Source organism: Aquimarina sp. Aq78 (assembly GCF_900299525.1).
Classification (GTDB): Bacteria; Bacteroidota; Bacteroidia; order Flavobacteriales; family Flavobacteriaceae; genus Aquimarina.
The window spans coordinates 224,196-237,012 of record NZ_OMKA01000020.1 but is presented as its reverse complement, the minus strand read 5'-3'; the positions used below and the strand labels follow the sequence as shown (position 1 = coordinate 237,012).

Annotated in this window: 10 protein-coding genes; 8 read left to right on the top strand and 2 right to left on the bottom strand. The window is 33.3% G+C overall.

Translation table 11 applies throughout. The annotated features are described in order from the left end of the window. Positions 1-29: 29 nt before the first annotated feature. Positions 30-1,385: a DEAD/DEAH box helicase gene (locus DG435_RS12635; RefSeq protein ID WP_106791223.1), complete on the bottom strand. Its 1,356-nt coding sequence runs from the start codon at positions 1,383-1,385 to the stop codon at positions 30-32. An 88-nt stretch (positions 1,386-1,473) separates the two neighbouring features. Between DG435_RS12635 and DG435_RS12630 the strand changes: the two genes are divergently transcribed. Further along, positions 1,474-2,010, top strand: coding sequence for an NADPH-dependent FMN reductase (locus DG435_RS12630; RefSeq protein ID WP_106791222.1), 537 nt, complete (start codon positions 1,474-1,476; stop codon positions 2,008-2,010). 7 nt (positions 2,011-2,017) lie between these two features. Then, on the top strand, positions 2,018-3,325 hold the full coding sequence (pabB, locus tag DG435_RS12625; protein WP_106791267.1) for an aminodeoxychorismate synthase component I: 1,308 nt from the start codon (positions 2,018-2,020) through the stop codon (positions 3,323-3,325). A gap of 45 nt (positions 3,326-3,370) precedes the next feature. Here the strand turns inward: pabB and DG435_RS12620 are convergent, their stop codons facing one another. Further along, positions 3,371-4,072 (bottom strand): hypothetical protein, encoded by a 702-nt coding sequence (locus DG435_RS12620; protein WP_106791221.1) that lies wholly within the window; start codon positions 4,070-4,072, stop codon positions 3,371-3,373. Between the two features lie 161 nt (positions 4,073-4,233). Here DG435_RS12620 and tilS point away from each other — a divergent pair, with 161 nt between their 5' ends. The 6 genes from tilS to DG435_RS12590 all read left to right on the top strand — a co-directional run bounded on the left by tilS (position 4,234) and on the right by DG435_RS12590 (position 12,814). Then, entirely contained in the window at positions 4,234-5,547 is a 1,314-nt protein-coding gene (gene tilS, locus DG435_RS12615) for a tRNA lysidine(34) synthetase TilS (protein WP_106791220.1), read from the top strand. Next, positions 5,547-7,526 carry a thioredoxin family protein gene (locus DG435_RS12610; RefSeq protein WP_106791219.1) on the top strand — a complete coding sequence of 660 codons (1,980 nt, stop codon included), beginning with the start codon at positions 5,547-5,549 and terminating at the stop codon, positions 7,524-7,526. Before tilS ends, DG435_RS12610 begins: the two co-directional genes overlap by 1 nt. Positions 7,527-7,684: 158 nt before the next feature. Next, positions 7,685-7,966: a hypothetical protein gene (locus DG435_RS12605; protein ID WP_159025452.1), complete on the top strand. Its 282-nt coding sequence runs from the start codon at positions 7,685-7,687 to the stop codon at positions 7,964-7,966. Between the two features lie 141 nt (positions 7,967-8,107). Further along, positions 8,108-9,964 (top strand): CocE/NonD family hydrolase, encoded by a 1,857-nt coding sequence (locus tag DG435_RS12600; protein WP_106791217.1) that lies wholly within the window; start codon positions 8,108-8,110, stop codon positions 9,962-9,964. Positions 9,965-9,989: 25 nt separating this feature from the next. Then, positions 9,990-11,861: a DUF885 family protein gene (locus DG435_RS12595; protein ID WP_106791216.1), complete on the top strand. Its 1,872-nt coding sequence runs from the start codon at positions 9,990-9,992 to the stop codon at positions 11,859-11,861. Positions 11,862-12,166: 305 nt separating this feature from the next. Beyond that, positions 12,167-12,814: a DUF4494 domain-containing protein gene (locus DG435_RS12590; protein WP_106791215.1), complete on the top strand. Its 648-nt coding sequence runs from the start codon at positions 12,167-12,169 to the stop codon at positions 12,812-12,814. Positions 12,815-12,817: the final 3 nt, after the last annotated feature.

Sequence of the window (12,817 nt, the reverse complement as noted above, 5' to 3'; positions counted from 1 at the left end):
TTCAATCTAAAAAAACAAAATCAATTACATTATCGTTTCTTGTTTTTGTTTTTTAAGTTATATGTTTTATCCCCTTTGGTTTTAGGTTTTTTATATTTTTTCTTAATTTCTCGTTGGTATGAACCTCCCAGGTTTACTTTTTTATTTTTTTCTTTCTTTTCATGAAAAGAAGCCCCAACTTCATCATTAGGTCGTTTATGAGGGTTGTTGATTTCTTTAACCTTGGGTTGTTCTTCTGGAGTAAGCTGATCAGAAATTTCTACACCAGAGGGAATGTCTAATTGCTCGATTTTCATCTCCATCAAACTTTCGATAGCATCCAGATGCTCTTGTTCTTTTTCTGTAGTAAGTACAAACGAGACTCCTTCTTTTTCTGCACGACCGGTTCTACCGATACGGTGCATATAATTTTCTGGATATTCTGGGGTGTCCAAATTAATTACCTGACTTACATTTTCTATATCCAATCCCCTGGCCATTACATCTGTAGCAATCAATATTCGATTTTCTCCTTTTCTAAATTGCTCGATACTTCGCAATCTATAATTTTGAGTTTTGTTAGAGTGGATAATACAAATCTCATCTGCATATTTTTTTTCTAACTGTTCAAACAAACGATCGGCAATCTTTTTAAAACCAACAAAAATTAAAGTTTTGTGATAGGTTTCTTTATCAGAAAGCAATTGTTCCAGTAGGTTGACTTTTGTATAAAAATTAGGAACCTTGTAACCATACTGTTTGATGTTTTCAAGAGGTGTTCCACTTTTGGCAATTGATATTTTTTGTGGTTTGACAAATATTTCTGAAATCATTTGATCTACTTCATCCGTCATTGTAGCCGAAAACATAATATTTTGTCGCTGCCGCGGAAGGATATCAAAAATATTCATTAATTGATGTCTAAAACCTAAATCCAACATTACATCGACTTCATCGATCACGAGTTTCTGAATCGATTTGAGTTGTAATGCTCTACTTACTGCCAGATCATATAAACGTCCCGGAGTGGCAACTACAATATCTAAACCTTGCGAAACAGCTTGTTTTTGTGTATTGATATTTGTACCTCCATATACTCCTGTTATTCGCACATTGGTGTATGTAGAAAGTTTTTCGATTTCATCAACTACCTGTACAACAAGTTCTCGTGTAGGAACTAATACTAATATTCTTGGGTTTTGTTGTACAGAATATTTTAGCATCCTTAAAATCGGAAGCATATAGGCATATGTTTTACCAGTACCTGTTTGTGCAATACCTACAACATCTTTCCCAGACATTACGGGTGCAAAAGCTTTTTCCTGAATAGGAGTAGGAGTCTCAAACCCTAAATCATCAAGGGAATTAAGAAGTTGCGTGTTTAGATTTAAATCTCGAAAAGTCAATTGATTTGTTTTTTTTGATGCTACAAAGGTAGCCTTATTTTGGGACTGTGAACATTTTGGTTACTTTTGACTTCCTAATACAATACTAATGAAGAAAATCATTGCCTTCGCAGGTTCTAATAGCAGTACTTCGATTAATCATAAGCTCGTAGAGTTTGTAGTTTCAGAAATAAAGGGACATGATATAAGAATAATTAACCTGGTAAATTATGCTATGCCGATGTATAGCGAGGATGAAGAAAAAAATAATGGTTTCCCAGGGATGGTTATGGGACTAAAACAAGAAATCTCTGAGGCTGATGCATTGATTATTTCTGTAAATGAACATAATGGTAGCTGGGGTGCTTTTTTTAAAAATGTAATAGATTGGTTATCTCGGTTGGACCGTAATTTTCTGGAAGGAAAGAAAATTTTGTTGATGAGTACTTCTCCAGGAAAAAGAGGAGGATTAAGTTCATTAGAATTTGCTAAGAATGTGTTTCCCAGATTTGGAGCCGAAATTGTGGAGAGTTTTAGTTTTCCTTCTTTTTATGATAATTTTTCTATAGAATCAAACACCGTAACAGATGAGACACTTTTATTGGGATTAAACGAAGTTCTCAGTACTTTTGCACATCAAATTTAATGAGCAAGTGCGAAGTGTTCAACAATATACTTTAGAAGATTTTTCAGAATTTAAAACTAAGCTACTACACTGGGGACAGCAATTCGAAGAGGCTATTTGGCTTGATTCTAATAGCTATTCACAGCAATATTCTAGTTATGATGCTGTATTGGCGGTAGATGCTTTTACTACTATAAAAACCGATTATTATAATGGTTTTGATACATTAAAAGAATATCAGGGATTAACTTCGGATTGGATTTTTGGATATCTTTCTTATGATCTTAAAAATGATACAGAGGACTTAATTTCTGCAAATCAGGATGAACTATGTTTTCCGGATTTGTATTTTTTTCAGCCTAAAAAACTTTTTTTACTTAAAGGAAATATTCTCGAAATGCATTATTTAAGAATGGTAGATGATGAAATAGAAGAAGATTTTAAGACAATTTCTGAGAGTTTAATACTCAAAAAAGGTACTATAGAGAAACCTTGTGGTAAGGTAAAAATAAGCCTACGTATTACAAAAGATGAATATAAAGAGAAGGTAAATGAAATGCTTGCTCATATTCATCGGGGAGATATTTATGAAGCTAATTTTTGCCAGGAGTTTTTTGCAAAAAACAGTTGTATTGATCCTTTACAGACATATTATCACTTAAACGATATTTCAAAACCTCCTTTTGCCACATTTTTTAGAATGAATGACCACTATTTGCTATCAGCTTCACCAGAACGCTATTTGCGAAAAGAAGGTGAAAAAATAATTTCTCAACCCATAAAAGGAACGGCAAAAAGGTCTCAGGACATTGATGAGGATACAAGATTAGTATCAGATTTATATAATGACCCCAAAGAGCGATCAGAAAATGTAATGATTGTGGATCTGGTACGAAATGATTTATCAAGAACTGCAACCAAAGGGTCGGTTACTGTTGAGGAATTGTGTAAGGTATATTCGTTTAAACAAGTACATCAAATGATATCTACGGTAACTTCTACAATTGATGATACCACTTCTCCTGTTGATGTTATCAAAACTACTTTCCCAATGGGAAGTATGACCGGGGCACCCAAGATTTCTGCAATGCAAATCATAGAAAACCTAGAGAAATCTAAAAGAGGTTTATACAGTGGAGCGGTAGGATATTTTACTCCAGATGGAGATTTTGACTTCAATGTAGTGATTAGAAGTATTCTTTATAATGAGGAACGGCAATATATATCATATACCGTTGGGGGAGCTATAACTGCCAAGTCAGATCCCGATAAAGAATACGAAGAATGTTTACTTAAAGCAAAAGCAATGCGAGAAGTATTAGAAGGATTGCAATAAAAAGTACATAGGTAATATTATAAAACTACGACTCAATACTACTAACTAAATAAGATTTCTTCTAAAACTCTTTCGTACATCAATGATAATTTCCTTGACCTCTTGTGCGGTTATATCTTTAATTTTAGCAATTTCTTCAAAGTTTAATCTTCCGAAAACAAAAAGGTCAATAATTTTAGAAGTCTCGATTGGGAGCCAACTATAGAACTTACCTAATAATTTCTGTTTTCTATGTTCTGAGGAGGGTTCAGAATCTATAACTTTAAGAATATCAGAATCCATATCATTATATATAAAACTCTGCTTTTCTTCAGAATTTTGATGATAACAAATATCATCTAATTCTTCTTTCATAATAAGTTCATTATCTCCTTCAACGGTATAATTCTCTTCAAGTTTTTCGAGTTCTTCCTTTAGAAAATAACTGGTGCTAATATTTCTTTGATGCCAACCTTCACGAATATATAATTCGTCAATAAGCTCATCGGCAATTTTAAAGAGTTTAAGTTCCAGAGATAAGGTATCTATTTCGACATCCAGATCATCATGATAAAGTTTCAATATCGCATCATCTATAATACCATTAGAACAATACATGTTCTGTGGTAAAATACCCACGCTTTCTGCAATATATAATCTGTGTTTTACATAGGGATGTAAGTGTGGTACAATGGATAATAATTTTTTACTAAATTCCCTTTGGTCATCCGCCTCATAAAATTCTTGTAATTCATGTGTCCTATTCATTTATCAGTAATTTAAGAGTTGCTTTCTAAAAATAATAAAAACAAACCAAATAAAGTGTTAAAAACCTGATAATCAATATGTAAATGTAATTTTCAAAGAAGATTGTTATCGCAATTCAAAATCGTATATTTGAAAAACCGAAAATTCTAATCCAAAATCTGTTGTTACAGGAGTTCAAAGATCATATTACCACAAACCTTCCATTTCTTTCGGGAAGCAAATTATTAATCGCATGTAGTGGTGGATTAGATAGTGTTGTACTTGTAAGACTTTGTCATGCACTAGATCTCCAATATAGTATAGCACATTGTAATTTTAAATTAAGAGGAGAAGAAAGTAATGATGATGCAAATTTTGTCACTCAATTGTCTGATGAGCTTCAATGCTCAGTTTTTACTACACAATTTGATACAGAAAACTATGCTGTAAATCATAGTTTATCAATTCAGATGGCCGCCAGAGAGCTACGATACGATTGGTTTAAGAAACTAGCCCTAGAGCATCAGTTTGGTTATATTCTTACCGCGCATCATGCAGATGATAATCTAGAGACTTTTTTAATAAATCTATCCAGAGGTACTGGGATAGAAGGATTAACAGGTATACCAGAAATTAATGAAACTTTTGTACGACCGCTATTGCCATTTTCGAGAGAGCAGATTTTAGCATATGCAGAAAAAAATGACTGGCAATGGAGAGAAGATAGTAGTAATAGTAGCACGAAATACCTGCGAAATAAACTGCGTCTTGATGTAATCCCAGAATTAAAAGTTGTTAACCCCCAGTTTTTACAGAATTTTAATACCACTTTAGAATACTTAAAACAAAGTAGTGAATTTATTAAAAGCCAGGTAACTCAACTTAAAAAGGAATTGTTCGAGGTTTCAGAAAATGATACTATTAAAATACCTATTAATAGATTAGTTGATTATGGAAATCCAAGGGCCTGCCTATATTTTTTATTAAAAGAATATGGTTTTAAAGCCTGGAGTGATATTGAATATATGATCACTGGTCAATCCGGAAAACAAATTTTTTCGGGAACCCATCGTTTGGTAAAAGATAGAGAATGTTTATTATTGAGTCCAATATCAGAAAAAATAATAGATCGCAATTATAATATACCTGAAGCCGAAAGTATGTTGATGATCCCCCCGGGAACACTTAAATTTAAAGTAACATCCGAAATCTCAGATATAGATCTTAAGACCATTTATGTTGATAAAGAAAAGTTAAAGTATCCATTAACTGTAAGAAAATGGAAAGAAGGCGACTATTTTTACCCTCTGGGGATGAAAGGGAAAAAGAAATTGAGTAAATATTTTAAAGACGAAAAACTATCTTTACTCGCTAAAGAAAGAGTATGGTTATTATGTTCTGGAAAAGAAATAATTTGGATTATAAACTATAGAGCAGATAATAGATTTAAAATAATACCCCAAACAAAACAAATACTTAAAATTACAATAGCCTGATGCGATATCTCTTATTATTACTGACCACTATATTATTTTCTACAACGCTTTTTTCGCAAACATTGGATCCTGTTAAGTGGAAAGCTACTATAGAGAAGGAAACTGATGATACTTATATCTTATACTTTGAAGCTACTCTCGACAAAGGATGGCATTTGTATTCTCAAAATGAATCAGATAGTGATGAGATAGCTCCAACACCAACAGAATTTACTTACAATAATACTCCCGAGAGTTATACACTTATAGGAGAAACGATAGAGCCTAAAGGTATTGAAAAGTATGACAATATCTTCGAGATGGATGTGAAGTATTTTGAAGATAAAGTGACTTTTTCTCAAAAAATCAAGCGAGTAGACAAAACTTTGGAACAGGTTAAAGCAGAAGTGTTCTTTTCGGTTTGTGATGATGAGAAATGTTTAGCACCAGAGACTGTAGAATTTGATATCAATCTTTCTGGAGAAGCAATTGAAAATAAAGGAGATCTGTCTAGTATTACAGAAGGAGATCAAAAGAAATCCAAAGCATTATATATTGATATAAAAGGTAAAGATGTTTTTCCTTCAGAACAAGTAGAGGAGAAAAGCTATTTTAATATTTTCCTTTTAGGGTTTTTGGGAGGGTTAATAGCTTTATTGACTCCTTGCGTATTTCCTATGATACCGCTTACAGTTTCTTTTTTTACCAAAGGAGCCAAGGATCGTAAAAAAGGATTATTTAATGCTATTTTATATGGATTTTTTATATTCATTATTTATATTTTATTAAGCCTTCCTTTTCATTTGTTAGACTCGTTAGATCCAGAGATATTGAATAATATTTCGACAAATGTGACTCTTAATATTATCTTCTTTGTCATTTTTATTGTATTTGCGATATCCTTTTTTGGTTATTTCGAAATTACCTTGCCTGCTTCCTGGAGTACCAAACTAGATAGTAAAGCTACTAGTATCGGGGGAGTGATAGGTATATTCTTTATGGCATTAACATTGGCGCTGGTATCATTCTCGTGTACGGGACCAATTTTGGGATCATTACTAGGAGGTTCTCTAAGTAGTGATGGAGGAGCGATGCAACTAAGCTTTGGTATGGGAGGTTTTGGATTAGCCTTAGCACTGCCATTTGCATTATTTGCATTATTTCCTAATTGGCTAAACTCTTTACCAAAAAGCGGGGGATGGCTAAATGCCGTAAAAGTTGTCTTAGGTTTTATCGAACTTGCATTGGCATTTAAATTTTTATCAAACGCTGATCTTGTAGAACACTGGGGGATTTTAAAACGAGAAATATTTATTGGTATTTGGATTATTATTGGTCTGGGACTAACCTTGTATCTTTTTGGTAAAATACGCTTTCCTCATGATAGCCCAATACAAAAATTAAGTAAAGGAAGAAAAACTATAGGTATTATCACATTGGCTTTTGTCATTTATTTAATTCCGGGGCTTACCAATACAGCCTATGCGAACTTAAAATTACTAAGTGGTTTCCCTCCACCATTATTTTATAGTATCTATGAAAAAGAAGCTCACGGACCCTTAGGACTTAATGCATATACCGATTTTGAAGAAGGAGTGAAAGCTGCCAAAGCCCAAAATAAACCCATTATGCTTGATTTTACAGGGTGGGCTTGTGTGAATTGCCGTAAAATGGAAGAACAGGTGTGGAGTCATCCAGAAATTATTGATATCCTTAAGGACAAGTATGTCTTAATTTCTTTATATGTTGATGATCGTAAAAAGTTATCAGAAAATGATCAATTTAAGTTTTTAAAACCCGATGGAAGAATTAAAGAGATTAGAACAGTAGGAGATAAGTGGGCGACATTTCAGACCTTAAATTTTAAAAATAACTCACAACCTTATTATGCACTATTAGATGCAGATATGAATTTACTGAATAAAACCACAGCATATACTCCAGATACAAATGAATATCTTAAATGGTTACAGGCGGGCCTGAAGAACTTTACTAAGTAATTTTTTACATTAAAAATCACTAAAACCATAGGTGGATAATGAATATTTTTATAAGTATCTGTGGAGTAATCTTTCTTGTTTTTTTAGTTCTATTATTTAGGTATCGGTTTTTGACTTCGAATTCTGTGATAATAATTGACTCTTCTATAAAATATAAAATGATTGATATAGAACAGAAAGATTATGTAAGATATAGTTTTGAATCTATAAATAGAAATAAAAGAATATGGCTTGCAGAACCATATGATGCTATTAAATGGGTATATGTAAGTAAAGTAGATTTTGATAAATTATGGCCCGAAAGTCCACTTGAAATGTCTGATAAAAACTACTACATAAAAGCAAAATTCGAACTTAAAAAAATGCTTTTTGGCGATTACAGTTTAGCAAAAGTTATAGCATTCGAAAAAGTTATAGGAAAGCCATGTATAGAAAAATAACATACTTCTTATAGACTGATTATATTGGGTTGAGCTTGTTACAATATGTCTATATTGATTGTAAGTTGTTAAAATCTCCTTAAAACTATCTGGCTCGCAGCACCATTTTTTTATCTTCAGCAATAAACTAAACTTAAACCAATGCGATCAGTCAGATTAATTCTTTTAAGAAGCATAATGCTTCTTTGCACAAGTATTATGTTTTCTCAGGAAGCAGATTCCTATGATGTAAAAAAACACTATACAAAACAAGAAGTTGATATTGTGATGAGAGATGGAGTTAAACTTCATACCACAATTTATGCTCCAAAAGATACTTCAAAAAAATACCCAATTTTAATGCATCGAACTCCGTATAGTTCGAGACCATATGGTAAGGATAAATTTAGATCTAAAATAGGCCCGAATGAGTTTTTAATGAAAGAAGGTAATATTGTTGTCTATCAGGATGTGCGAGGGCGCTGGATGAGTGAAGGAGTATATGATAATATGAGAGCGTATATTCCTGGTAAAAAAGGAAAACAATTTGATGAAGCTAGTGATACCTATGACACGATAGATTGGTTAATAAAGAATGTATCGAATACCAATAAAAAAGTAGGAATATGGGGGATCTCATATCCTGGTTTCTATGCTACTTATTCTTTATTAGATGCACACCCGGCTTTAAAAGCAGTATCGCCACAAGCATGTATTGGTGATTTCTTTTTTGATGATTTTCATCATAATGGCGCATATTTATTGAGTTATTGGAGAGCTACAGCAGTTTTTGGGTATGAAAAAACTGAACCTACAACAAAGAGTTGGTACACTTTTCCAGAACTGAAAAGTAAAGATCAATATCAATTCTTTTTGGATGCTGGACCTTTAAGCTCTTTAGACCAATATTATAAAGAAGATAATGTGTTTTGGACACAATTAAAAGAACACCCGAATTATGATGAATTCTGGCAAAAAAGAGGAATAATTCAGCATTTAAAAAACCAAAAAATTAAGCCAGCAGTTATGACTGTGGGAGGTTTATTTGATGCCGAAGATTTATATGGCCCTTTCGAGACTTATGAAAATATCGAAAAGAAAAGTGATAATTATAACATTATGGTTTTTGGACCATGGAGTCATGGAGATTGGGCAAGAACCAAAAAACGTCAAGCTATTGGTAATGTCTATTTTGGGGATGACCTTTCTTTAAATTTTCAAAAAAATGTAGAAACTACTTTTTTTAATCACTTTCTAAAAGGAGATGCAGATGGAAAAACCGGATTACCAGAAATTCAAATTTTTGATACCGGAAAAAAGGAATGGAATTCTTATGAAAGTTGGCCTCCGGCAAATGTAGAGAAAAAGACATTCTACCTTTCTGCCAATGATGAATTGTCTGGTAAAAGCGGAACAGGGGCTTCAGAATTTATAAGTGACCCTAAAAAACCAGTTCCTTATTCTGAAGATGTTAAAATGGTATTTACGCCAAGAAAATATATGACAGATGATCAACGATTTGCAGCACGTCGTCCCGATGTTTTAGTTTTTGAAACTCCTGTTCTTACCGAGGATATAACATTATCAGGAGAAGTATTGGCAAAACTAAAGGTAGCTACAACAGGTACAGATGCGGACTGGGCGGTAAAATTGATAGATGTATATCCCAATGATGTCGAAGATACAGAGGAGACGCAGGCGTATTTAAAAATGGCTAATTACCATATGATGGTTCGTAGTGAAGTAATGAGAGGACGTTTTCGAAATGATTTTAGTAAACCAGAACCTTTTGTTGCTAATCAAAAAACAGATGTAAATATTAAGTTGCAGGATATTCATCATACGTTTAAGAAAGGACATAAAATACAGATTCAGGTACAGAGTACCTGGTTTCCTTTAATCGATTTAAACCCACAAACCTATGTTCCTAATATCTTTAAGGCAACAGAATCTGATTTTACCAAGCAAACACATAAAGTATATCATGATTCTACAATAGAAGTTATGATTTTAAAATAACTAATAAACCCTAATATATACTATCATGACCAAAGTAAAAATCAGTGTATTGCTATTTTGTTCTCTTCTGGCATTAACCAGCTGTAAGCAAGAAGCAAAAGAACCAGAACAGGATGTAGCGTCACAGGCAGACATTATCGAAGAGCAGTCAAAAAACCTAAACGATTGGTTCGAAGCACAGTTTCAGCAAGAAATTGACAAATCACCAATGATGCAAACGTATTTAGGAATTAAAACAGACGATTACGGTAAATGGGATGATATCTCATCTAAACAAGAAGCAGAAGATTTAGAAAGAGCAAAAGAACGCCTTGGCTATTTAAAAGATTCTGTAGATGTTTCTAAATTAAACGAAGCAACTGCTCTAAGTTATAAATTGATGAAAAAAGATCTCGAAGATGAGATTGCAGACTTTCAATATAGATTCTATGATTATCCTGTAAATCAAATGTTTGGAATGCAGTCCAGGATTCCTGCTTTTCTTATCAATATGCATAAAATCAAGGATAAGAGTGATGCAGAAGCTTACATTTCCAGATTAAATGGTATTAATGAAATGTTTACTCAAGCGATAGAAAATATAAAGATCAGAGAAAAGAACGGAATCCTTCCTCCTAAGTTTGTATTTGCCAGAGTTCTTGATGATAGTCGCAATATTATTGTAGGGCAGCCCTTTGATAAATCTAATCAGGAAAGTACTTTATTAGCTGACTTTAAAAGTAAAATTTCAACACTTAAGTTATCTGATGAAGAACAGAGCGAATTGGTATCTAAAGCAGAAAAAGGACTTATAGACAGTGTGAAACCAGCTTATGATAATTTGATCACATTACTAGAAGGACAACAACAAAGAGCAACTACAGATGATGGTTGCTGGAAATTTCCTAAAGGAGATGCGTTTTATAATAATGCATTACAACGCACGACCACTACTACGATGACTGCAGATCAGATTCATGAACTGGGATTAAAAGAAGTGGCTCGTATTCATGGTGAGATGCGGGATATTATGAAGCAAGTTAAATACGAAGGAACATTACAAGATTTTTTCAAGTATATGAAAGAAGATAAAAAGTTCTATTTAGCGAATACCGAAGAAGGAAAAGCAGCATACCTTAAACAAGCAGTTGGATTAATTGATACGATGAAATCCAGGTTGGATGAGCTTTTTATTACTAAACCCAAAGCAGATATCATTGTAAAAGCAGTAGAGCCTTTTAGAGAGAAAAATGCAGGAAAAGCCTTTTATCAAAGTGGAACTCCTGATGGGGCAAGACCAGGGACATATTATGCCAATTTATATGATATGACGGCAATGCCAACATACCAGATGGAAGCTTTGGCATATCATGAAGGTATACCGGGACATCATATGCAGAGATCTATCGCACAAGAGTTACAAGACATCCCGAAATTTAGAAAATTTGGAGGATATACTGCATATACAGAAGGCTGGGGATTGTATACCGAACTACTACCAAAAGAAATAGGAATGTACAGTGATCCGTATTCAGATTTTGGTAGACTGGCAATGGAGCTTTGGAGAGCTTGCCGATTGGTTGTAGATACTGGGATTCATAGCAAAAAATGGAGTAGAGAAGAAGGGATTAAGTATTATGTTGATAATACTCCTAATGCAGAAAGTGATGCTGTGAAAATGGTAGAACGTCATATTGTTATGCCAAGCCAGGCTACAGCATATAAGATAGGAATGAATAAGATTCTCGAGCTACGCGAAAATGCAAAAAAAGCCCTTGGAGATGCGTTTGATATCAGAGAGTTTCATGATGTAGTGCTAACTAATGGAGCTGTACCACTTACGATATTAGAAGAATTGATAGGAGAATGGGTAGCTAGTAAAAATGCAGATAAGACTAAAGAAGAAGTAGGTTCTTAGTACTTCAACCCATTACGAATTTTGATGTTAATGGTATAAAAAGCGTCAATTCGAGTGGTTTTTCGGAATAAAATGGAGAAAAACTGTATCGAGAATAGCTTTTTTGATCAGACCTCACAGGCATGCTGAACTAGTTTCAGTATTCCTGTGAGGTCTTTTTAGTTTACTGTTTCGGTATTTTCGGTTTAGATAACAGAACATACATATCAAGAAATCATTGAATTTTCAAATTGTGAATATCTATTATGCGCATTTATGGTAAGCATTTTTTTAAAAATATATATTTGCCATCCTAAAAAAAAGATATGAGCACTACTTGGTATGAATGTAAAGTAAAGTATAGAAAAATAAATGAATCTGGAGTACAGAAAGTTACAACAGAACCTTATCTGGTTGATGCTTTATCCTATACAGAAGCTGAAACCAGAATCAACGAAGAAATGTCAGCATATATTAGTGAAGAATTTAAAATCACCAATATTAAGATTGCAAATTTTGCAGAGATACACCCTTTTGAAAATTCTGATCGATGGTTTAAATCAAAAGTTTCCTTAATTTCTTATGATGAAGAAAGCGGTAAGGAAAGAAAGTCGAGTATGTACCTGCTGGTACAGGCTAATGATGTAAAGGAAGCCTATGATAATACCATTAGTATGATGAAGGATTCTGTTAGTGATTATACAGTACCTGCAATTTCAGAATCTCCTATCATGGATGTTTTTCCTTATTTCTCAGGCGAGGAAGAGCAATTTGAGAAAGCTCAACCAATGGCAGCAGCTAGTTCTTCTCAAGAGGAAGTATTAGATGAGATTAATTCTTCTCAAGAGGAAGTATCAGAAGAGGTTGATTCTTCTCAAGAAGAAATACTAGAAGAAGTTAATCCTGTTCAGGAAGAAGTATCAGAAGAGATTGATTCTTCTCAAGGAGAAATATCAGAAGAGGTAGATGTATAGTTT

Excerpts from the sequence above, each read along its gene's own strand:
- DG435_RS12595 (WP_106791216.1), top strand. The coding sequence starts at position 9,990 with ATGACCAAAGTAAAAATCAGTGTATTGCTATTTTGTTCTCTTCTGGCA.
- DG435_RS12590 (WP_106791215.1), top strand. The coding sequence starts at position 12,167 with ATGAGCACTACTTGGTATGAATGTAAAGTAAAGTATAGAAAAATAAAT.
- DG435_RS12630 (WP_106791222.1), top strand. The coding sequence starts at position 1,474 with ATGAAGAAAATCATTGCCTTCGCAGGTTCTAATAGCAGTACTTCGATT.
- DG435_RS12610 (WP_106791219.1), top strand. The coding sequence starts at position 5,547 with ATGCGATATCTCTTATTATTACTGACCACTATATTATTTTCTACAACG.
- DG435_RS12605 (WP_159025452.1), top strand. The coding sequence starts at position 7,685 with ATGATTGATATAGAACAGAAAGATTATGTAAGATATAGTTTTGAATCT.
- DG435_RS12620 (WP_106791221.1), bottom strand. The coding sequence starts at position 4,072 with ATGAATAGGACACATGAATTACAAGAATTTTATGAGGCGGATGACCAA.
- DG435_RS12600 (WP_106791217.1), top strand. The coding sequence starts at position 8,108 with ATGCGATCAGTCAGATTAATTCTTTTAAGAAGCATAATGCTTCTTTGC.